General features: G+C 65.4%; 18 protein-coding genes and 1 pseudogene. 8 read left to right on the top strand and 11 right to left on the bottom strand.

All coding sequences use genetic code 11. The features are described from left to right. Nucleotides 1-51 precede the first annotated feature (51 nt). Nucleotides 52-231, top strand: a pseudogene (locus tag ACQPZ2_RS08585) (NmrA family NAD(P)-binding protein); the annotation flags it as partial. On the opposite strand, the gene ACQPZ2_RS08580 reads toward ACQPZ2_RS08585, so the two are convergent. Beyond that, on the bottom strand, nt 219-3,296 hold the full coding sequence (locus tag ACQPZ2_RS08580; protein ID WP_433525062.1) for a protein kinase domain-containing protein: 3,078 nt from the start codon (nt 3,294-3,296) through the stop codon (nt 219-221). The pseudogene ACQPZ2_RS08585 and the gene ACQPZ2_RS08580 overlap by 13 nt on opposite strands. Nucleotides 3,297-3,320: 24 nt before the next feature. Further along, on the bottom strand, nt 3,321-4,172 hold the full coding sequence (locus ACQPZ2_RS08575; protein WP_433525061.1) for a serine/threonine-protein kinase: 852 nt from the start codon (nt 4,170-4,172) through the stop codon (nt 3,321-3,323). Nucleotides 4,173-4,335: 163 nt separating this feature from the next. On the opposite strand from ACQPZ2_RS08575, the gene ACQPZ2_RS08570 reads away from it, so the two are divergent. Both ACQPZ2_RS08570 and ACQPZ2_RS08565 read left to right on the top strand, forming a co-directional pair. After that, entirely contained in the window at nt 4,336-4,656 is a 321-nt protein-coding gene (locus tag ACQPZ2_RS08570) for a hypothetical protein (protein WP_433525060.1), read from the top strand. A gap of 144 nt (nt 4,657-4,800) precedes the next feature. Beyond that, a complete protein-coding gene (locus tag ACQPZ2_RS08565; protein ID WP_433525059.1) occupies nt 4,801-5,328 on the top strand; it encodes a hypothetical protein in 528 nt (175 codons plus the stop codon). A 174-nt stretch (nt 5,329-5,502) separates the two neighbouring features. Here the strand turns inward: ACQPZ2_RS08565 and ACQPZ2_RS08560 are convergent, their stop codons facing one another. The 6 genes from ACQPZ2_RS08560 to dapE form a co-directional block, all read right to left on the bottom strand. Next, complete coding sequence (locus tag ACQPZ2_RS08560; protein WP_433525058.1) at nt 5,503-6,444, bottom strand: glucosyl-3-phosphoglycerate synthase; 942 nt, start codon at nt 6,442-6,444, stop codon at nt 5,503-5,505. Next, on the bottom strand, nt 6,441-7,325 hold the full coding sequence (gene folP, locus ACQPZ2_RS08555; RefSeq protein ID WP_433525057.1) for a dihydropteroate synthase: 885 nt from the start codon (nt 7,323-7,325) through the stop codon (nt 6,441-6,443). The genes ACQPZ2_RS08560 and folP overlap by 4 nt, the downstream gene beginning before the upstream one ends. Before the next feature lie 140 nt (nt 7,326-7,465). Next, nucleotides 7,466-9,235 carry a long-chain-acyl-CoA synthetase gene (locus tag ACQPZ2_RS08550; protein ID WP_433525056.1) on the bottom strand — a complete coding sequence of 590 codons (1,770 nt, stop codon included), beginning with the start codon at nt 9,233-9,235 and terminating at the stop codon, nt 7,466-7,468. 4 nt (nt 9,236-9,239) lie between these two features. After that, nucleotides 9,240-9,839 carry a TIGR00730 family Rossman fold protein gene (locus tag ACQPZ2_RS08545; protein ID WP_433525055.1) on the bottom strand — a complete coding sequence of 200 codons (600 nt, stop codon included), beginning with the start codon at nt 9,837-9,839 and terminating at the stop codon, nt 9,240-9,242. 64 nt (nt 9,840-9,903) lie between these two features. After that, entirely contained in the window at nt 9,904-10,710 is an 807-nt protein-coding gene (locus ACQPZ2_RS08540) for a TIGR00730 family Rossman fold protein (RefSeq protein ID WP_433525054.1), read from the bottom strand. Between the two features lie 10 nt (nt 10,711-10,720). Then, nucleotides 10,721-11,863, bottom strand: coding sequence for a succinyl-diaminopimelate desuccinylase (gene dapE, locus ACQPZ2_RS08535; protein ID WP_433525053.1), 1,143 nt, complete (start codon nt 11,861-11,863; stop codon nt 10,721-10,723). 90 nt (nt 11,864-11,953) lie between these two features. On the opposite strand from dapE, the gene dapD reads away from it, so the two are divergent. Then, a complete protein-coding gene (gene dapD / locus ACQPZ2_RS08530) occupies nt 11,954-12,901 on the top strand; it encodes a 2,3,4,5-tetrahydropyridine-2,6-dicarboxylate N-succinyltransferase (RefSeq protein ID WP_433525052.1) in 948 nt (315 codons plus the stop codon). Between the two features lie 850 nt (nt 12,902-13,751). Continuing rightward, nucleotides 13,752-15,275, top strand: coding sequence for an FAD-binding oxidoreductase (locus ACQPZ2_RS08525; RefSeq protein ID WP_433525051.1), 1,524 nt, complete (start codon nt 13,752-13,754; stop codon nt 15,273-15,275). A gap of 23 nt (nt 15,276-15,298) precedes the next feature. On the opposite strand, the gene ACQPZ2_RS08520 is transcribed toward ACQPZ2_RS08525, so the two are convergent. Both ACQPZ2_RS08520 and ACQPZ2_RS08515 read right to left on the bottom strand, forming a co-directional pair. After that, nucleotides 15,299-15,688, bottom strand: coding sequence for a PPOX class F420-dependent oxidoreductase (locus ACQPZ2_RS08520; protein ID WP_357470839.1), 390 nt, complete (start codon nt 15,686-15,688; stop codon nt 15,299-15,301). A 43-nt stretch (nt 15,689-15,731) separates the two neighbouring features. Beyond that, nucleotides 15,732-17,159: an acyl-CoA synthetase gene (locus tag ACQPZ2_RS08515; RefSeq protein ID WP_433525050.1), complete on the bottom strand. Its 1,428-nt coding sequence runs from the start codon at nt 17,157-17,159 to the stop codon at nt 15,732-15,734. 132 nt (nt 17,160-17,291) lie between these two features. Here ACQPZ2_RS08515 and ACQPZ2_RS08510 point away from each other — a divergent pair, with 132 nt between their 5' ends. Beyond that, entirely contained in the window at nt 17,292-18,143 is an 852-nt protein-coding gene (locus ACQPZ2_RS08510) for an oxygenase MpaB family protein (protein WP_433525049.1), read from the top strand. A 42-nt stretch (nt 18,144-18,185) separates the two neighbouring features. Here ACQPZ2_RS08510 and ACQPZ2_RS08505 read toward each other — a convergent pair whose 3' ends face one another. Further along, nucleotides 18,186-18,815, bottom strand: coding sequence for a TetR/AcrR family transcriptional regulator (locus tag ACQPZ2_RS08505; RefSeq protein WP_433525048.1), 630 nt, complete (start codon nt 18,813-18,815; stop codon nt 18,186-18,188). 189 nt (nt 18,816-19,004) lie between these two features. Here ACQPZ2_RS08505 and ACQPZ2_RS08500 point away from each other — a divergent pair, with 189 nt between their 5' ends. Both ACQPZ2_RS08500 and ACQPZ2_RS08495 read left to right on the top strand, forming a co-directional pair. Beyond that, complete coding sequence (locus tag ACQPZ2_RS08500) at nt 19,005-19,883, top strand: oxygenase MpaB family protein (protein ID WP_433525047.1); 879 nt, start codon at nt 19,005-19,007, stop codon at nt 19,881-19,883. Nucleotides 19,884-19,988: 105 nt separating this feature from the next. After that, nucleotides 19,989-20,861, top strand: coding sequence for an oxygenase MpaB family protein (locus ACQPZ2_RS08495; RefSeq protein WP_433525046.1), 873 nt, complete (start codon nt 19,989-19,991; stop codon nt 20,859-20,861). The last annotated feature ends 2 nt before the right edge of the window (nt 20,862-20,863 follow it).

Genomic DNA, 20,863 nt, shown 5'->3' with positions numbered 1-20,863 from the left:
AACGGAGAATCCTCTCCGTATAGTCATTAATCGGAGAATGCTCTCCGGTTAGTGTGGCTTCGGCCGCGACGACCCGAAACGACCACGGAGGACACAGTGGACAAGGTTGTTTTCGTCACCGGTGCGACCGGACAGCAGGGTGGGGCGGTCGCGGACCGCTTGCTCGCCGACGGATGGCAGGTGCGGGCGTTGACACGCCATCCGGACAGCACCAGGGCTCAGAACTTGGTAGACGCGGGCGCGCATGTGATCGCAGGCTCGCTGGAGGATCCCGGGTCAGCGAGATCGGCCCGGCCGGTGGACAGCGTCTCACGCAACTCCGCCTCGGTCCTGGCCAGGACAACCTGCAGCGTGTCGTGCACGTGCGCTGCGGTCTCTTCCTGCGACGAACCCAAGTCCTCGGTTGTCTGATTGCCTCGCCACAAGTGCGCGAGTTTGCGCATCGAAGCTTCGGTGCCGGACATGTTCCGATAGGTATTGAGGGCTTCATGCACAATCTGCTGCGCTTGTTCCAGTTCGCCGAGCCCGATCAACACCATGCCGAGCGCGGTACGCATCCGGTTCGCCTCAGGGAGGAAGTGGTGTTGCCCGGCACGGATGAGCTGCTCGTAGGTCTCGAGCGCGGTGCGGGCAGACGCCGCTGCCAGGTCCAGCTGCCCGTATCGCATGCGCAGATTCGCCAGCTGCTGGTAACTCTCTGCCACGTTATCGAGGCTCAGAATCTCGTCTCGTACAGCGGCAGCAGTCTCGCTTGCGCATGCCTGCGCCAAGTCGACGGCTCTGCGGTAGTCGCGGGTATCAGCGCAGATGTTCGCCATGGTCTCGATAGTGCGCAACCGCACGCTTATTTCGCCGGGTCGCGCTGGTTCCCCCAACATATCGAGTGCGGACAGGCACACCCGATAAGCCTCGGAGAATTGACCCCGGCGACGGTGGCAAACTGCCAATTGCCGAGATAGCGAGGCGCCGATCGGATCGCCCCGATCCGAGTGTGGATACCGAGGATCAGCCACCACTGCCAGTCCCGCGGAAAATTCCGCTTCCGCCTCCTCCAGTTGACCGGCATCGAGCAAAGCGGTTCCAGCCTTTTCCAAGGCTGCGGCAAGTTCAGACCCCCAGCAGTCCACGCCGTCCAAGCCGACCAAGCGACGCCATAGTTCGACCGCTTGTCGAGCCGAATCCGCCGCCTGCAAGGGATCGTCGAGTTCGCGTACCAACGTCGAATGGTGGTCGAATGCCGCAGCCAGCTCGCTGGACAACTCGGTCCTTCCGTCCCGCAACAGCGCGGTCTGGATGAGCTCGGAAGCACGCTGATAGGCGTCGAGCGCCTCGCGGTAGCGGCAGGCAAGCTCGAGGGCGCGGCCAAGCTGTAACTGTGCAGTGCCTAGTTCACCGGTTACCTCATACAAACCGTCGTCGTGGAGCAGAGCCGAAAGTAGATCAACAGCCCGGTGTGTGTAGTCGAGGTCAGGGCCCGCACCGGCACCACTGGTTCGGGCTCGTTCGAGCCACAGCGTGGCCTGTGTGATTCGGAGGTGGTGGTCGTGCAGCCGGGAGTGACTGGTCAGTTTGGCGTCCACCTCGGCCCAGAGGCGATCCGCGTGGTCGGCCTGTCCGTCCGACCCGGCCAGAATGGCGAGACTCGCCAATGCCTTGGCTTCGGCGGCAGTGTTGCCGGCCGAGCGGAATGCAGCGACGGCGGATTCGAGAAACCGTTGCCGCTCCTCCCGCTCCGATGTCGCGTTCGCCCTGGTCAACAGGGCCGATCCGAGGGTATCTCCAGCACCCGGCGACGGTGTCAGCACTCGCGCACCAGCGATTGCCTCGTCGGCGACCTCGCGGGAGTCGGTCACCGAGCCGCTCCGGCGCAGCACAATTGCCAGATTGTTGAGCACCCGGGGAAGAGCCACCCGAGCCAGTTCGGAGGGCAGGTCACGCAGGATCGCCGCAGCCTCGCGATAGCTGCTGACGGCACCGTCGAAGTCGCTCAACGCTTCCTGGATCTGGCCCAGGTTGGCGGCACACCGCACCCGGACTTCGGGCAGCTCCGGAGAGGAGCTGTCGGGGATCTGCGCCAGGACTCGCCGGATCTCCTGCTGCGCCCCCAGATTCATGACCAGCTGTGAACGTCGGGTGCTACCGCGCCCCGGCCAGAAACGAACAGCGTCGTGGGGGTCGAGACCCGCCATGCGGTATACACGGTCGAGCTCCGGTCGCGGATCATCCCAGGTACCTCCGCTGGCATTCCACCGAGACCAGATCGGCCCGGCGACGTCAGGTGGGGGTTGCTGCGCCGGTATCGCCCCTTCCCACGGCATCCCCGTCTCCTGCTCTGCGATCTGCACCAGCTCGTCGGCTACCTCGCGGAGCGATTGCGGTCGTTGCTGTGGCTGCTCTTCGAAGCATCTCCGCAGCAACAGCCCCAGCTTTGGAGGTATCGATACCACTTGGTTCGGCAGCCGATCCTGCTGTGCTGCCTCCAGCACATACCCCGCCACCGCCCCCGAGGTCCAGGTACGCTCGCCGATCAACATTTCGAGTACTGTGACCGCCCAACTCCAGACATCCGCCGCAGGGCCGACAGCGTGGCCTTCGGCCTGTTCCGGCGAGGCATAGGCGGTCGTGTGTCCAGCGGTATCGCGCACCAGAATCTCGTTGCCGACATCATCGCCGTGTTGCAACAGCTCGTTCAGCACGCCCTTGACGACTTCGCGCTGGCTGACGTCCAGCTCGGGATCGCCTGCGACGTAGTCCAACACCGCCTCTAGCTGAACGGTTATTTCCGGATCGCGCTGCGGCACAGCGGCAAGACCGAAATCGGTAATTCTGGCAATGCCTTCGGCGTCGAACAGCACGTTGGCCGGCTTGACGTCCAGATGCAGCATGCCAGTCGTGTGTGCGGCATCCAGCCCCCAAGCCACCTGGGCAGCCGAGACGAGAACGCGGCCTAGTGCGGTCCTGTCTCCACCCGAATAGAGGTCTCGGGAACGGATCCGGTCACTGAGAGAGCCCCCGGGTACGTACTCGCTGAAGACTGCCAATTCGCTGCCCACGGTACGCAGAAAATGGCACGCGGTGATATTCGGATGTGCGGGTAGCGCGATCCAGTGCCGGGCCTCCGCGATCAGCCTGCCCTGCTGGATCGAGTCGCTACTGCGCAGACGCTTGACGGCGTGGCGTTCACCGGACCGGCTGTCACGCACCAGAACCACACGGCCGAATCCGCCCGCGCCCAAAGTGCGTTCGACGACGAACTGTCCGAGCACCCGATCGCCGGGTTGCCAATCGGCCGACATGGGCCTCATCCTCCCGATCGTGGTTCAAACGGCTCCGAGAGCCTGACGAAACAGCTCCGCAGTGGCGAACCCCTGCCCGGGACCTTCGGTGAGCGCCCGATCGACGACGCGGGCCAACCTGTCCGGGACCGAGGCCTGTCGCTCGCCAACCGGTACCACCGATGCGGTGGCGACGGTCAACCAGGGATCGCGCCCGTCCGGGAAGTCTCGCGGCGTGTGGGCGGTGAGCGCGTAGTAGAGCGAGGCGGCAGTGGACCAGATATCGACATCAGGTCCCGCGTATTTGTAGTTGATTACCTGGGATCGTGGCATGAATGCCGGTGTGCCCGCAGCAGTGCCGGTCCGGGTCAGGCCGCTGAGCCCAGCACTCTGGTACGCCTTGGCCAACCCGAAGTCGGCCAGTTTCGCCACCAGTTCTCCAGTTGTACCGACGCCGAACAGGATGTTGTGCGGCTTGATGTCTCGGTGCACAGTCGCATGAGCGGCATGGGTGTAAACGAGGGCGTCGAGCACCTGGAGGAACAGTGGCACTGCTTGCCCGGCGGACAGCGGACCGTATCGGGCGACCTTGTCCGCGAGACTTCCGCCCGCGCACAGTTCCATGACGATGCCCCAGAGCCCGCCTTCTCGCAGGACTTCGTCCGTCCTGACCACGTGGGGATGATGCAGTTCCATACCGATTCGAACCTCCCTGCGGAACAGCGAGAGTGCGGTGGGTGATGCACCATCGGTATCGGCGCGGATGACTTTCAACGCACGGACATCTCCGGTTCGCGAGTTCCGTGCGGCATAGACGGCCCCCATCCCGCCGCGGCCGAGCTCGGCCTCCACCACCCAATCGGCGAGTGCCGCAGGACATTCATCACCGTGCGCCATGCCCCCACCCCGCATCATCGGTCCGCTATGGTCAATGCCCAGACTATGCCCGGACTCGGCCCACTGCTATGAGATCGTCGTCGGACGCATGAATAACTCGGCACCCCCAACGGGTGGCACAATGCACACAAGTGCCATCCGTGCAGTCGATGGAGAATTCAACATGTCGCAACCCGACTCCGTGGATCCATGGAGCACCTTCCTCAGAAGCGCACAGAGCGGTGACGAAGAGGATGAGCGCGACGCTTCCGCATCCCACACCACGACCTCCGGTCTCCGGCGTCGATCACTCGACATCCTTCGCGCGCTCGCCGTATCCGGGCCGACGCCGGTCGAGGACCTACGGCGCCAATTCGGTCTCAGCGCACTGCAGATCGCGCAGGAAGTGATCCATCTCGTCGAACGTGACCTGGTGGAGGTGCAGTCCATGAACGGCGAGGATTCCCTGCGGTTGACCGAGAGCGGAACGAGGCTGCTGGCCTGACAGCGTTGACTCACAAACCTGCGGACGGAGACGATGCTCGGATATCTGGTCACCTGCGGACTTGGGTTGCTTGTCGGCACAGCCGAACTGGTCTCCCGCTATCGCGATCGCCCGACGGCACTGTTGAGTGTGCCGAGCGCATGGGTGTATGCCGCCATCAACGCAGCCGCCGCGGGGAGCGCCCTGCTGCTGGCTCATGCGTTCGGTTGGACATTCGGCGCGACGCGCCCCGACAGTATTGCCGTGACTCAAGTCCTGGTCGCCGCCTTCGGAGCGCTCGCGATCTTCCGCAGTTCACTGTTCACTGTGCGAATCGGTAGTCAGGACGTCGGAATCGGTCCCAGTACTGCACTCACCATCCTGTTGACAGCCGCAGACCGTGGAGTGGACCGGGCACGCGCACGCGAACGGTCACAACAAGTTACAACGATCATGCGGGATGTCTCCTTCGACAGAGCACATCTCGCACTGCCGACGTTCTGCCTGGGTCTGCTGCAAAACTGCTCGATCGCCGAGCAGCAAGATCTCGGCAATGCGGTCAAGTCCCTTGCCGAAAGCCCCATGACCGATACCCAGAAGTCCTATGCGCTGGGAATCCTGCTGATCAACCTTGTCGGCGCCCCTGTCCTCACACACGGTGTAAGCGCGCTTCGAGACGAGATCTCCACATGACTATCGCCGCCTGGCGGGGCTAGTTGAAGGCATCGCCGATCGTGTACCGATGATCGGCATGGAGACCGGGCTGTCCACTTGCGGACAACCCGGCCCGACGCACCAATGACCGATGTTGCCGGTCACAAGAAATGTTCGGGGCGCTCGGAGCACCCGGGATTCGTCGTGGTTGGTTCAGGCCGCAGCCCAGGCCGGGCGCAGCGTATTCATCGGCGGGCGGTCGGCGAGGGAGACCTCCGTGCTGTGCGCGGTGAAGGCATCGCCGATCAGCGGGAACTGGGTCAGCGCCGCACCGGAGTCCTGGACGCCGCTGCGGCCGAGCACGGTGCCGAGGATCTGACGGCTCATTACGCCGAGATCGGCGAGCGGGCGGTTGCGGTGGGTGCGCACACCGAGATTCACCTGACCGATCGCGGACAGGCCGAGGCGGTCGTAGGTGTCGAGGAGGAGGCCGATCTCCACGCCGTAGCCGGGGGCGAACGGCACCGAGGCCAGCAGTTCGCGGGTGCCCGCGTATTCGCCGCCGAGCGGCTGCAGCACCTGCGACAGTTCCGGACGCAATGCGGCGAGCAGCGGACGGGCCACGAGTTCGGTGACGCGACCGCCGCCGTGCGCGTCAACGGCACCGGCCTGCCGCAGCGGCCTGCGGTAGTAAGCCTTCACCAGATGCATATCGTCGACCAGCAGCAGCGGGCCGAGCAGCTTCGGCACGAAGGCCGGATCCGGGTCGATGAGATCGGAGTCGACGAAGGCGATGACATCGCCGCTGGTCACCGCCAGCGAGCGCCACAGCACCTCGCCCTTGCCGGGCAGCGGATCGAGTTCGGGGACGGCCTGTTCCCGACTGATCACCTCGGCGCCCGCGGCCAGCGCACGTTCGGCGGTGGCATCGGTCGATCCGGAATCGAGCACGATCAGCTCGTCGACCAGGGTGCCGAGCAGCGGTCGAATGCTGGCCACCACATCGGCGACGGTGTTCTCTTCGTTCAGTGCGGGCAGCACCACGGAAACGGTGCGTCCACGTTTGGCGGCGATCAGTTCGTCGACCGTCCAGTCCGGGGTGTCCCAGGTATTTGTCGTCGCCCAGAGCGGGCTGTCGTGGTGATGGAAATTCATGCCAGACCTCGCAGGGTTCGTGCGGGGGGCCGGATGCCCTGTATCGCGGCGATCATGTCCACGACGCGCCGGGTTTCGGCTACCTCGTGCACTCGGAAGACTCGGGCGCCGGCGGCCGCCGACCATGCTGTTGCTGCCAATGTGCCCTCCAACCGTTCGGATAGACCGACACCTAAAGTCTCCCCGATAAAATCCTTGTTGCTCAGCGCCATCAAGACTGGCCATCCGGTATTTACAAGAACGTCTATTCCCCGCAACAACTCGAGCCCGTGGTAAGTGTTTTTGCCGAAATCATGGGTCGGATCGATCAGAATCGAATCCTTGCGAACCCCGGCCGCGGCCGCATCTTCTGCGGCGCGCTGCACTGTTTGCGTTACTTCTGCCACCACATCGGCATAGCGCACCCGATGCGGACGGGTGCGCGGGACGGCCCCGCCGGTATGGCTGCACACGATGCCGACCCCGCGATCGGCGGCCACGTGCACCAATTCCGGATCGGCGCCCGCCCAGGTGTCATTGATCAGGTCCGCGCCCGCGGTAACAGCGGCCTCGGCCACCTCCGCGCGCCAGGTATCGATGCTGATCAGTAGCTCCGGATACTTCTCCCGGATAGCCGCGACGAACGGGACCACCCGGCGAGCCTCTTCCGCCGCATCGACAACGGTGCCTGGACCGGCCTTCACCCCGCCGATATCGACCAGATCGGTGCCCTCGTCGACCGCGCGCGCGACCGCATCCATGGCGGCCGCGTCGGTGAAGGTGGCGCCCTGGTCGTAGAAGGAGTCGGGGGTGCGGTTGACGATGGCCATCACCAACGCCCGATCCGTCGCCACCGGCTTGCCGCACAAGGTGGGGAGCGGCGCTACGGTGGGGCTGAACATGCCCCGACTGTACCTAGTCCTGTAACACGGCCCCAGGGAACGGGTTGTGGACGGTGCATTCTTGGGACGGGCAACAACGGATTTCACCAGCACCTGGGCAACTCGTCGAGCGAGCCCAAAGCGCCGCCGTGCGATCGGCGCTAGTTCTTCGGCGCGCGAGCCGCGGCGACGTCGGCGGCGTATTCGTCGTACGCCGGGATGTAGCCATCGGTCCGACCGGCGAGCACGTACAGCCGACTGTCGGCGTCGGTTGCGTAGCCCTGCTTGCGGAGTTCGACCTTGCGGCTCTTGAAGGTGGAGGTCTGCGCGAGTTCGGCGACGACCCGGATGAGCAGCGGGACCGCATAGCCGGGCAACCGGGAGTAGGCCAGTTCGGCGAGCGCGCGACCGTCGAACTCGGCATTCGGGTGCAGCGTCACCGCCGCCATGCCCGCCTTGCCGTCGGTGCCAGGAATATCCACGCCGAAGACGACCGCCTGCGAGATCGCGTCGAATTCGGTGAGTACACCCTCGACCTCGGTAGTGGCGACATTCTCACCCTTCCAGCGGAAGGTATCGCCGAGCCGGTCGACGAAGGCGATGTGGTGCCAGCCCTGATCGCGGACCAGATCGCCGGTGTCGAACCAGATGTCGCCGTTCTCGAAGCCGTCGCGGACCAGCTTCGCCTCCGAGGCGGCCTTATCGGTATAGCCGTCGGCGGGCGAACGGTCGGTGACCTTGGCCAGCAGCAGGCCGACCCCGCCACCCGGCACGCGATGCAGCCGACCGTCCTTGTCGCGCTTGGCCTTGCCGGTCGCATCGTCGTATTCGACGATGGCATAGGGCAACGGCCCGAAGCCCGCGGTGCGATCCAGCCCGAAGGCATTGACGAAGGCGATATTCACCTCGCTGGCGCCGTAGAACTCGACGATCCGGCCGATGCCGAAACGGCTCTTGAACTCGTCCCACAGCTCCGGCCGCAGACCATTGCCGACGGCGAGCCGCACCCGGTGCTGCCGATCGGTCGGCTTGACCGGCTGATTGACCAGGTAGCGGCACAGTTCACCGATGTAGATGAATGCGGTCGCCTGCTCCCGGATGATCTCGTCCCAGAACCGGGAGGCGGAGAACTGCCTGCCGAGTGCGAAGGCGCCGCCCGCGGCGAGCACCGACGACAGCGCGACGGTCAGTGCGTTGTTGTGATACAGCGGCAGGCAGCAGTACAGAGTGTCGTTGCCGCGCAGGCGAATTCCGAGTCCGCCGAGTCCGGACATGCTCTTGGTCCAGCGCAGATGTGTCATCACGCTGGCCTTGGGCAGGCCGGTGGTACCGGAAGTGAAGATCAGGAAGGCGCGTTCCTTCGCGGTGATCTGCGCGCAGCTCGGCGGATCGGCCGGGTCGGCGTCCTCGGCCGCCTTGTGCAGATCCTGCGAAAAGAGCACGTCGGCAAGGGGTTCGGCGAGCGAGTCCAGTGCCGCCTGGCATTCCTCGCCGACCACATTGAGCACACTGTCGAGCAGTCCGAAGCTGTGGGCGAGCACCTGGTCGCGCTGGTGGTGATTCAGCAGGCCTACCGTCGCACCGAGTTTCACGGTCGCCAGCACCACGAACAGCGTTGCCGGACGGTTGGTCATCAGCACGCCGACCACGTCACCGCGCCGCACGCCACGGTCGGCCAGCACCCGCGCGTACCGGTTCACCTGCGCGTTGGCCGCGCCGTAGCTGAAGGTTTCGCCCTCGTACTTCAGGAACGGCCGGTCCGGATGCCGGTGCGCGTTGCGCTGGAAGTACAGCCCGACCGAAGATTTGTCATCCGGCCGCACCAGCATGCCGCGCGCGCCGCGCAGCATGGACGGTGCGTCGAATGCCATGAGCGGCAACCGCTTCGCGATATCGAATAGGCTGACCTGCGGGCGGGCGGGAGTGCTCAATGCGTCAGTTCTCCTCGTCGAGAGTGGTTCCCGGCTCCTGCGTCACCTCGGATACCCGCACCGGTTTCAGCGCCGCGAAGGCCGCGGGCAGGTCGTCGACCACGGTGATCCTGGCCATGGCAGGCTGGGACACGAACTTCCGATCGTAGAGTTGGTCCAGCCAGTCGAACAGACCCTGATAGAAGCCATTGGGATCGAGCACGACCACCGGCTTATCGTGCTGGCCCAGATAACCGCCGGTCCAGGTTTCGAAGAATTCCTCCAGCGTGCCGATGCCGCCGGGCAGGGTCAAGAAGGCGTCGGCGCGGTCCTCCATGACCTGTTTGCGCTGGCGCATGGTGTCGGTGACGATCAGCTCGTCGGCATCGACATCGGCTACTTCCTGGTGCACCAGATGTTTCGGGATCACCCCGACGGTGTGCGCACCGCCCGCGCGGGCGCCGGTCGCGACCGCGCCCATCATCGAGACATGACCGCCGCCGGAAACCAATTGCCAACCGCGCCTTGCGATCTCGGTGCCGACCCGGGCAGCGAGGGCGAGCATCGCAGGATCGGCGGTGCTGGCCGAACAGTAGACGCAGACCGCGTATCCGGCTTCGCTCATGCCTGCACCTCGCTGGCGCTCGGCTCCGGCATGCGCGAAGCGCGCTGTGACATGGTTCGCTCGCTCACCACTGATCCTCCGTCCCAAGGGCATCGGTGTCGGTGGCCCCGTCCGCGGTGGCCAGGATGATCTGCACGACCTCCTCCACGCTATCGGTCACATGCAGGAGGCCTAGGTCGCCGGGGGAGATCTTGCCGGAGCCGCCGAGCGAATCGCGCAGCCAGTCGACGAGTCCGGCCCAGTACTTGCTGCCGAACAGGATGATCGGGAAGCGGGTGATTTTGTGGGTCTGCACCAGGGTGAGCGCCTCGAACAACTCGTCCAGGGTGCCGAATCCGCCCGGCAGGCAGATGAATGCCTGCGAGTACTTCACGAACATGGTCTTGCGCGCGAAGAAGTAGCGGAAGTTGATACCGAGGTCGACCCATTCGTTGAGGCTCTGCTCGAACGGCAACTCGATGCCGAGTCCGATCGAGTATCCGCCCGCCTCCGACGCGCCCCGGTTCGCGGCCTCCATCACGCCGGGACCGCCGCCGGTGATCACCGCGAATCCGGCCTGTGCCAGCGCGCCGCCGATGGCCATGGCGGCGTGATACTCCGGATGGCCCGCCGGCGTGCGCGCCGAACCGAAGACGGTGACCGCGCGCGGCAGTTCGGCGAGCGCACCGAAGCCCTCGACGAATTCGGCCTGGATCCGCAGCACCCGCCACGGATCGGTATGCACCCAATCGCTCGGTCCGTGCTGGTCCAATAGGTTCTGGTCGGCGGTGCCGCCCGGTTTGCGATCGCGGCGGAACATGATCGGTCCGCGGAATTTGGGTGTCGACTTCGGCGTGCTTGCGATCTCGTTATCGGCGGCTTCGGTGGACATGGCGCCCACGCTACCGGGATACGCCGGTGAGGTAGCCGCGCAGCACGTCGGCGACCGCGCTGATCTGGGCGACCGGGACGTGCTCGTCGCGCTTGTGCGCGAGGTTGGGGTCGCCGGGACCGAAGTTCACCGCCGGGATACCGCGGGCGGCGAAGCGCGCGACATCGGTCCAGCCGTATTTGGCGCGCACGCTGTCGGCGCCGACCACGGTGATCAGATCCTTGGCGGCGGGTGCGGACAGGCCGGGCAGTGCGCCCGCCGCGGCGTCGGTGAGCTCGAAATCGAGTTCGAGTCCGTCGAATACCCCGCGCACATGCTCGGTGGCCTGGGTGACGGTGCGGTCCGGGGCGAAGCGGAAGTTCACATCGACCTCGGCCTCGTCCGGAATGACATTGCCCGCCACGCCACCGCCGATGCGGACCGCGGACAGGCCCTCGCGGTAGACGCAGCCGTCGATATCGACCTCGCGGGCCTTGTAGTCGGCGAGGCGTTGCAGCACCGGGGCCATGCGGTGAATCGCATTGTCGCCCTTCCACGATCGCGCCGAGTGGGCCCGCACCCCCTTGGTCGTGAGCCGGACGCGCAGGGTGCCCTGGCAGCCCGCCTCGATGACACCGCCCGACGGTTCACCGAGGATGGCCAGATCGCCGACGAGCCAATCCGGGAGGTCACGCTCGATGTGGTTGAGGCCGTTGTACTTTGCGGAGATCTCCTCGCAGTCGTAGAAGATCAGCGTCAGATCGTGCACCGGCTCGGCGACGGTCGCGGCCAGATGCAGGAAGACCGCGTCACCGGATTTCATATCGACGGTGCCGCAGCCGTAAAGCTGGCGCTCCCCTTCCTCGTCCACGAAAGTGCTCGGCACGTTGTCGGCGATGGGCACGGTATCCAAATGACCGGCGAGGATGACTCGCGTCGGCCGCCCCAGACTGGTGCGCGCGAGCACCACGTTCCCGTGCCGCAGCACCTCGAATCCCGTTGTCTGCTCGCGCAGCGCCCGCTCGACCAGGTCGGCGATCACCGCCTCATCCTTCGAGACGCTGGGGATGTCGACGAGAGCCGCGGTCAGAGTGATGGGGTCGGCGCGCAAGTCGAGGGTCACGGCTGCCAGCCTACGACCGCGATGTTCCACTGCGATCGGGTCCGTCGCCATTTCGGCGACGCGGTGGCCGATCCGCGCCGCGGGCCGTCGCGGTCGACGTGGCTCACCACGAGTGCGGATGGGTGGGTAACCTCTGATGACGTGAGCATTCAGGGAGCAGCAGCAGTCGGTATCGCCAATGTGACCGCGGACGGGACCGTACTGGATACGTGGTACCCGAATCCGGAGCTGGGCGCGTTCGGTGACACCGGCACGAAGCGCCTGGATGACGCGCCCGCGGAATACGCGGCGCTGCTCGGATTCGACGAGGCGCGCGGGGTCGATGTGATCGCGGTGCGGACCACGATCACCGATCTGTCGGCCGCTCCCGTGGACGCGCACGACGTCTACCTGCGGCTGCACCTGCTCTCGCATCGGCTGGTCAAGCCGCACGAGGTGAGCCTGGACGGGCAGTTCGGACTGCTCAGCAATGTGGTGTGGACCAACCACGGTCCGGCCGCGGTGGATGGCTTCGAGGCGACGCGCGCCAAGCTGCGCGCCCGCGGCCCGGTCACCGTGTACAGCATCGACAAGTTCCCACGGATGGTCGACTACGTCGTGCCGTCGGGTGTGCGCATCGGTGACGCCGACCGGGTCCGCCTCGGCGCGCATCTGGCCTCCGGCACGACCGTCATGCACGAGGGCTTCGTGAACTTCAACGCGGGCACGCTCGGCGCCTCGATGGTCGAGGGCCGCATCTCCGCGGGCGTCGTCGTCGGCGACGGTTCCGATATCGGCGGCGGCGCCTCCACCATGGGCACCCTGTCCGGCGGCGGCACGACCATCATCTCCATCGGCGAGCGCTCCCTGCTCGGCGCCAACTCCGGCCTCGGCATCCCCTTCGGCGACGACTGCGTCCTGGAGGCCGGGCTCTACCTCACCGCGGGCACCAAGGTCACCACCCCCGACGGCACCGTGGTCAAGGCCGCCGAGCTCAGCGGCCAGAACAACCTGCTCTTCCGCCGCAACTCCACCACCGGTGCCGTCGAGGTCGTGCACCGCAAGGGGACCGGCATCGAACTCAACGCCGACCTGCACGCCAACGACTGAACTAGGCTCCCCCGCCTCCCCGAACCTTTAGTCGCCGGACTCATCCCGAGAAACCGACGGACCGTCAGGGATGATCCGCACCCCTTGCGAGTAGGGCGGCACGCTCGTCGGCGGGTGAGCCAGCGCAAGGCCAGCGCCTGCCAGGGGTGAGAGCGACCAACGATCCATTCGCCGTAGAAGGGCCTCCCGGAGGACCCGGTCGGCGTCGGACATCGACGCCTCGGCGACTTCGGCGTCGAATTCGCGCATCTTGTCCGCGCGAATGGTGATAGCCCAAGGGATTTGCCGATCAAATCCTGTGCGTTCCGGCCATCCCTCGGCGCGGGCGGCCTCGGCATGCGCGCGATCGTTGCAGCTGCGTTCCCGCCCCGGCGACGTCGCCGATATCGCTCTGCACGCCGCGTTCCACGGGATCGGCGTCCACGTTGTCACTCCAGACGGGATCGAGCTGCTCGTGGCGCCGGACCCGTATGTGCCGCAGCGGCACAGCACGGCGCGGTGGAGAACGGAGCCGCGGTTGGACGGTCCAGATCCCGGCGTCTCGGTGGATTCGAGCAGCACGGTGAGCAGGGCCAGGCCGCCGCCGTGGCCGCGGTGTTCGCCGAGACGGCGCGGGTGTTGGTCCCGGGCGGGGCGGATCAGGATCTGCGACGTTGTCGCCGAGGACGCCCTGAGTCCGGACGATCGTGCTGAGCGCGGGGACTACGTCTCGATTGGCGTGTCGGGACACACCACCACGTCATCCCGTTACCGTGCGGGGGTCGACCACAAATGTCTGCCCGGCGGCCAGCGGGTAAGAGTTCCCTTGGCAGCCCGGTACTGGCGTAGACCGATTGAGAGGATCTGAACCTTGAGCGATCTTTCTCGCCGTGACCTGCTCAGGACGTCGGCGGCCGCTGGCGTCGGAGTAGTCGTTGTCTCGGGTCTTACGGCCGCAGATACGCCGGATATTGCGGACGTAAGCGCGCCGGGAATTGTGGCCGCGGACCACCCGGGTAAAGGCCCGGGATGCCCGCCCGCGACGCTGACCGGCCACATCGTCCGCCCCGGTGACGCGTCGTACACGGATGCGCGACTCGGCTGGGACCAGCTCTTTTCTCACTATCCGCTGGTCATCGCCTTCGCACAGGAAACCCAGGACGTGGTGAACGCCCTGACGTGGGCGCGGCAGCACAACATCGCACTGCGGGTGCGGAGCGGCCGCCACGCCCTCGAAGGCTGGTCGAACGTCGACAACGGCATCGTGATCGACGTCAGCCAGCTGAAGTCGGTCCAGATCGACCCTGGCGCTCGTATCGCGACGGTCGGTGCCGGGCTGAACCAACTGGAAGCGGTGACGACGCTCGCGAAGCAGAACTTTGCGGTCACAACCGGGAGCGAGGGCAGCGTGAGCTTGTGCGGTGCGACGCTCGGCGGTGGCCTCGGTCCGCTCAACCGCTGGCTCGGCATGGCCTGCGACAGCCTGACTGCGGCCGAGGTCGTCGTCCCGTCGGGTCACGACTGCGCCAAGGTGATCAACGCGGACTCGCAGCACCACTCGGACCTGCTCTGGGCGCTTCGCGGGGCGGGAAACGGCAACTTCGGGATCGTCACACAACTCACCTATAAGGTGTATCCGCTCGAGCATCTCGCCTATGTGCAGGCGACATGGGATGGACTCGGCGACCTGTACGGGGTCTTCGAAGCGTGGCAGGGTACGGTGCCGTCCGCCGACGACCGTCTGGGATCCGAGCTCGAGATCCACAAGTCCCAGATCCAGCTGTCCGCGTGGCTTGCGGACGGGACAGCGGCACAGGCCACAGAGATGCTGGCTCCGATCCTGTCGGTCGGCACGCCCGATGTCACGGTGCAGGTCGGTAACTGGGGCGACTTCTTTGCGGGAGCCCAGGTCCCGCTCGCGCAAGAGCCCGCGAACTGGAAGTTCTTCTCGCAGTTCGTCAAAGAGCGGTTCCCGAAGAAGGCGATCGACATCATCGGCGACTTCATGCGAAACGCTCCCACAGAGGAGAGCAACTACTTCGTCGATGCCTTCGGTGGGGCGATCAAGCGGGAGCCCCCCGGCGGTACGGCGTTCGCGCATCGCGACGCGCTTTTCTACGGCGAGATCGGCGCAGCCTGGGGGACTCGTTCAACACAACCAGGCGTCGGCGACCCGCTGACCGCGCAGGCCCAGGCCTGGACCGCTGAGTTCAGCCAGGCGCTGCGGCCCTACGCGGACGGCGCCTACGTCAACGTGCCGAACGTCGGAATGCAAGACTGGCAGACCGCCTACTGGGGAAGACAGCACTTCGAGCGGCTGCGCAGGATCAAGGCGAAGTACGACCCCCACAACGTCTTCCAGTACGAGCAGAGCATCCCGCCAGCGTCACACTGATCGACCACTGACGGCGAAAGGCCCTACCCGTGGGTGACGCCTGCCTCCAAGCCGAAAGCGATCACTCGGGTCGGATGGATACGGATCATTTCTCGGGAGACGCCCGAGATGTAAGGCTCCACGTCGGTCAATTGCTCTGCGGTGCCGCGGATTTCGAGGCAGCGCACGCGCCAGGGCTGGACCGAGGCGACGTCGTCGACGACGAAGGCGATGCGGTTGTTGGTGGCGATATTGCGGAATTTCCAGGATTTGCCCATATTCCAGCCCGCGATATCGATGGTGCCGAGTTCGGCGTTGTAGCGGAAGCCGACCGGGCTGTTCTGGGGGGAGCCGTCGGGGCGTACGGTCGCCAGTCGGCCCAGGCGCTGGGTGGCCAGGTAGTCGATCTGTTCGGGTGTCAGTGCTGCGCTCATACCGGCGACCGTAGAACCTGAACCGAAGTAGAGGTCAAGTTGTTCAGCCGAGCAGCTTTTTCTGCACCTTCCCCATGGCATTGCGCGGCAGCGAATCCACCACGCGGACCTCGCGCGGGCGTTTGTGCACCGAAAGCTGTTCGGCCACATGCTCGATGAGATCCTTCTCGATGGAATCCGGTGCGGCACCGCGCAATACGACGTAGGCGACGATCCGCTGCCCCAGGTCGGCGTCGGGGATTCCTACTACCGCAACCTCGGCCACATCCGGATGTCCGAGCAGTACGGTCTCGACTTCGCCCGCGCCGATTCGATAACCACCGGACTTGATGAGATCGACCGATTCCCGGCCCACAATGCGGTGGAAACCATCGGCATCGACGGCCGCGACATCACCGGTCTTGAACCAGCCGTCCTCGGTCCAGCATTCGGCGGTGGCCTCGGCGCGGTTGCGGTAACCGTCGAACAGCATCGGACCGCGCACCTGCAGGCCACCGATGCTCTCACCGTCATGTGCGACATCCGCACCGGCCTCGTCCCGCAGCCGGGTCTCGACACCCGCGACGGGCGTGCCGACCCATCCGGGACGGCGCTCCCCATCGAACCGAGTGGACAGCGTGATCATCGTTTCGCTCATCCCGTACCGCTCGATCGGCGCGTGACCGGTGAGTTCGCGCAGCCGCTCGAACACTGGCACCGGCAGCGGCGCACTACCCGAGACGAGCAGCCGCGCTTCGGCCAATCGCCTTGCCGCATCGGGATCTTCGACCACTCGCGACCACACGGTCGGCACCCCGAAATACAGCGTGCCCCGCGCGTCCGCATATGCCTGCGGTGTCGGCTTCCCGGTGTGGATCAGCGGGCTGCCCACCCGCAGTGGCCCGAGCACACCGAGGATCAGCCCGTGCACGTGGAACAGCGGAAGGCCGTGCACCAGAATATCGTTCGGCGTCCAGGCCCACGCGTCGGCGAGCGCATCGAGCCCGGCGGCGATGGCACCGCGATTGAGCACGACCCCCTTGGGCAAACCGGTGGTCCCCGAGGTGTACAGCACGAATGCCGTTGTGGCGGCATCGGGTTCGGGATAGGTATGCCACGAGCGCGCGTGCACGCGCACCGGAACCACCGGCAGATCCGTCCCTTCCGGCGCCACACCCAACCACGCCTGCGCACCGGAGTCGGCGAGGATATGCGCCAGTTCAGCGGTCCCTGAATCCGGTGGCACCGGCACCACCGTTACCCCGGCGATCAGACAGCCGACCACCGCGAGCACCGTGGTCACGGTCGGTCGCGCCAGTACCGCGACCCGATCGGCGCGCGCGATGCGCTCTGCCACCGACGTTGCCGCACCGAGCAGATCACTGCGCGACAATGTCACCCCGTCGATGGTGACGGCATCCGGGATATCCGCTCCCCCGGCGACAGCGAGCGGATTGAGCGAACGAAGCAGCAGCGGCGGACCGAACGACATTCGCTCACGCTACTTCGGCACGACACCGCACCATCAAGCTCCCCCTCGACGAGAACGTGACGGTTGACACACCCATGAGGCGGTGAGAACGTCTAAGCAATTCCTTCTCAACGATGAGACCCGGGGTCGACAATGACCAGCCCGTTTCGCAAGCCCGCGTCCACACCTGGCGAGGACGCCTTCGATATCGAGCGATACCTCGACGGTGTCGCAGCGTTCTTCGGCGGAACGGCGAATGTCATCATGCAGCTCAGCACGCTGCCGGTCGGCTACGGCGTGCTGGAGAGCACCGTTGACAGCGGCAAGGTCATGCTGCATCCGATCAAGCGGCTGCGCACCACCCTCACCTATCTTGCGGTCGCCATGCTCGGCACCGATGACGAACGCGATGTCTATCGCGAGGCCGTGAACCTGTCGCATCATTCGGTCAAGTCGACCGCGGCGAGTCCGGTGAAGTACAACGCCTTCGATCCCGCACTGCAGCTCTGGGTGGCCGCCTGTCTCTATTGGGGCGCCCGCGATCTGTACGAGCGCATGCACGGGCGGATGCACGACGCCGATGCGGAAGCCTTCTACCGCTACGGGTCTCGCCTCGGCACCACATTGCAAATGCGTCCGGAAATGTGGCCCGCCGACCGTGCCGCCTTCGACAAGTACTGGACCGAACATCTCGCGAAGACCACCATCGATCCCCCGATCCGCGACTACTTCAACGATCTGATCGATCTGAAGATGCTCCCGCGCGCCGTCCGGTTACCGTTCGCCCGGTTCCAGCGCTTCGTGGTCACCGGCCTGCTGCCGGAGCATCTGCGCGACCAGATGGGCATGACCTGGACCGCGGACGACGATCGGAAACTCGCCAGAATCATGCACACCACCGGCTCGATCACCGCCCGAATGCCGAAGCAGGTCAGGATGTTTCCGATCAACGCCTACCTGTGGGATATGCGCATCCGCAGGCGGTTCGGCCTGCGGCTGGTGTGATTGAGGGGGATGGCAGTCGGCGGGGCCGACGGGGTGGGTCAGCTACAGCTTGAACGAAACGACCACGTGGTCGCGCGCGAACTTGCGGATCGCGGCGTCGTCGTCCAGCGGAAGGACCGTTTGCGGCGTCAGCGCCAAGGACAGCGCCGTCCGTGCGATCATCTCGGCGACCGGCTCCGGATCGTATTCGGGCAACTTGCCCTCCCACTGCAGCCGGGTGATGAATTCGGCCACATAGTCGCGGCCGAGCTCGAGCACCGGCGCACCCTTGACCGTGAGATACGGCAGCACGATCTCCGGCTCGGTCTTCAACAATCGGTCGAGCAGCTTGTTGCCGCGCAGTCCGTTCAGGAAGGCGACGAACAGCTCCACGATCTGATCCTCGGCGTCGGCATCGCGATCGACCTGCCGCTGCTGCGCCGCATCCACCTCCTCGACGAATTGCCGCGCCTGCCGCATCCCGACGGCCTGGATCAGATCGGATTTGCTCGCGAAACGCCGGTAGAGGGTGGCCAGCGACAGGCCACACCGCCGCGCGACCTCCACCATGCTGGTCCGCTTGATACCGAAATCCAGGAACGCCAGCAGAGCGGCATCCAGCACCCGTGTCTGGTTGCGGTCCTCCGGGCCAGTGCTGCGTACCAGCGCCAGCAGTCTGGTCAGCGTCGCCATAACTTCCACCCCTATTCCGCTCCGATGACACGATGACATCGCTAGCATCGCATGCCGTCAGCCAACGCCACCCACGAACGCCCCCGGAAAGCGTGATTGACACCCCGGCGAGGCAATGAGAAGGTTTATATAGAACCTTCTCATCCATCCGTCCATGTCCCGGATGGCCACAGAAAGGCGAGGTCAACGATGACCGAACCCCTCCGCAGTGCCGATTACCTGCCGATTCCCGACCGCGGCGGCCCCGTCGAGCCCATCACCCCGGAAACCGTCGAGGAGTACGTCGATGGAGTCGCGGCCTTCCTGGGCGGTGCCGCCAATGTGATCATGCAGCTGAGCCTGCGTCCGGTCGGGCGCGGCGTACTGGAGAGCACGGTCGACAGCGGCAAGGTCACACTGCACCCGATCAAACGGCTGCGCACCACGCTGAGCTACCTCGCGGTCGCACTGATGGGCTCCGACGAAGAGCGCGCGCGGTATCGGGAGGCGGTCAACGAATCGCATCGACCGGTCCGCTCTACCTCGGCGAGTCCGGTGAAATACAACGCCTTCGATCCCACACTGCAACTCTGGGTGGCCGCATGCCTCTACTGGGGCATCGACGACCTCTACACCCGCATGCACGGACCGATGAATCCCGATGTGGCCGAGGACTTTTACCAATACTGCGCCCGGCTCGGCACCACCTTGCAGATGCGGCCGGAGATGTGGCCCGCCAATCGTGCGGAATTCCAACGGTATTGGGACGAGAATCTGCCCGAGCGCGGTATCGAACCCGCCCTTCGCGACTACTTCGACAGTCTCATCGATCTGAAGATGATGCCGCGCCCCGTCCAATTCGCCTTCGCCCGGCTCCAGCGGTTCGTCGTAACCGGCCTGCTGCCACAGCATTTGCGCAATGAGATGCGAATGACCTGGTCCCAGCGCGATCAGCGCCGCTTCGATCGGCTGCTGCGGATGATTTCGGCGGTGCACACCCGGCTGCCGAAGCCGGTCCGAATGTTCCCGCTGAACGCCTACATGTTCGACGTTCGCCGCCGCATCCGACTGGGTAAACCGCTCGTATAAGGGGACCGTTTGACACGCTATCGAGGCGATGAGAAGGTAAATACCAATTCTTCTCATCACCTTTCGATTGCCGCTGATCAACCCCCCTGAAAGACGAGGCCAACGATGACCTTGCCACTACCCGTGGAGCCGCCCGATCCCGGACCGACCTGTCGCTACGGCACCATCGACAACTTCGCGATGGACGAATTCTGGAGCGGGGTCGCGGCCTTCCTCGGTGGAACGGCGAATGTCATCATGCAGCTCAGCCTGCGGCCGGTCGCGTACGGCGTCATGGAGAGCACGGTCGAATCGGGCCGGATCGATGTGCACCCGTGGAAGCGGACGCGTACCACGCTGACCTATCTCGCGGTGGCGCTGATGGGCACCGAGGAGGACCGTGCGAACTATCGCGAGGCCGTCAACGGCTCACATCGCGCGGTGCATTCCGAGCCGGGCGCCGCAGTCAAGTACAACGCCTTCGACCCGAAGCTGCAACTGTGGGTCGCCGCCTGTTTGTACTGGGGCCTGGTCGATCTGGAGGAGCGGCTGCACGGGCCGATGGACGAGGACACCGCGGATGTGCTCTACCAGTACGCCGCCCGGCTCGGCACCACCCTGCAGATGCGACCGGAAATGTGGCCCCGCGACCGAAAAGCCTTCCAGGAGTATTGGAATACCACTCTCGCGACCAAGACCGTCGATGCCCGCACCCGCGCGTACTTCAACGATCTCATCGATCTGAAAATGGTCGCCTGGCCGTTGCGCATACTATTCGCCCGGCTGCAGCGGTTCTTGGTGACCAGTCTGCTGCCGCCGCACCTGCGTGCCGAGATGCGCATGGATTGGAGCGAACGCCAGGAGCGCTTCGCGAACAAACTGCTGCGCGCGATCGGCGCCGTGCACCGCGTACTTCCCAAGCCCGCCAGGCTCTTTCCGATGAATCTCTGCCTGTGGGATATGCGCAGGCGGCATCGTCTCGGCAAGCCGCTCGTCTGAGC

The sequence above is a fragment of the Nocardia pseudovaccinii genome (genome assembly GCF_050942345.1).
GTDB classification, from domain to species: Bacteria; Actinomycetota; Actinomycetes; order Mycobacteriales; family Mycobacteriaceae; genus Nocardia; species Nocardia pseudovaccinii.
This window is presented reverse-complemented; position numbering and strand designations above follow the sequence as displayed.

What these genes read in the sequence shown, in the direction of transcription:
- ACQPZ2_RS08580 (WP_433525062.1), bottom strand. Translation starts at nt 3,296, where the DNA reads ATGTCGGCCGATTGGCAACCCGGCGATCGGGTGCTCGGACAGTTCGTC.
- ACQPZ2_RS08575 (WP_433525061.1), bottom strand. Translation starts at nt 4,172, where the DNA reads ATGGCGCACGGTGATGAATGTCCTGCGGCACTCGCCGATTGGGTGGTG.
- ACQPZ2_RS08570 (WP_433525060.1), top strand. Translation starts at nt 4,336, where the DNA reads ATGTCGCAACCCGACTCCGTGGATCCATGGAGCACCTTCCTCAGAAGC.
- ACQPZ2_RS08560 (WP_433525058.1), bottom strand. Translation starts at nt 6,444, where the DNA reads ATGAATTTCCATCACCACGACAGCCCGCTCTGGGCGACGACAAATACC.
- folP (WP_433525057.1), bottom strand. Translation starts at nt 7,325, where the DNA reads ATGTTCAGCCCCACCGTAGCGCCGCTCCCCACCTTGTGCGGCAAGCCG.
- ACQPZ2_RS08545 (WP_433525055.1), bottom strand. Translation starts at nt 9,839, where the DNA reads ATGAGCGAAGCCGGATACGCGGTCTGCGTCTACTGTTCGGCCAGCACC.
- ACQPZ2_RS08540 (WP_433525054.1), bottom strand. Translation starts at nt 10,710, where the DNA reads ATGTCCACCGAAGCCGCCGATAACGAGATCGCAAGCACGCCGAAGTCG.
- dapE (WP_433525053.1), bottom strand. Translation starts at nt 11,863, where the DNA reads ATGGCGACGGACCCGATCGCAGTGGAACATCGCGGTCGTAGGCTGGCA.
- ACQPZ2_RS08520 (WP_357470839.1), bottom strand. Translation starts at nt 15,688, where the DNA reads ATGAGCGCAGCACTGACACCCGAACAGATCGACTACCTGGCCACCCAG.
- ACQPZ2_RS08515 (WP_433525050.1), bottom strand. Translation starts at nt 17,159, where the DNA reads ATGTCGTTCGGTCCGCCGCTGCTGCTTCGTTCGCTCAATCCGCTCGCT.
- ACQPZ2_RS08510 (WP_433525049.1), top strand. Translation starts at nt 17,292, where the DNA reads ATGACCAGCCCGTTTCGCAAGCCCGCGTCCACACCTGGCGAGGACGCC.
- ACQPZ2_RS08505 (WP_433525048.1), bottom strand. Translation starts at nt 18,815, where the DNA reads ATGGCGACGCTGACCAGACTGCTGGCGCTGGTACGCAGCACTGGCCCG.
- ACQPZ2_RS08500 (WP_433525047.1), top strand. Translation starts at nt 19,005, where the DNA reads ATGACCGAACCCCTCCGCAGTGCCGATTACCTGCCGATTCCCGACCGC.
- ACQPZ2_RS08495 (WP_433525046.1), top strand. Translation starts at nt 19,989, where the DNA reads ATGACCTTGCCACTACCCGTGGAGCCGCCCGATCCCGGACCGACCTGT.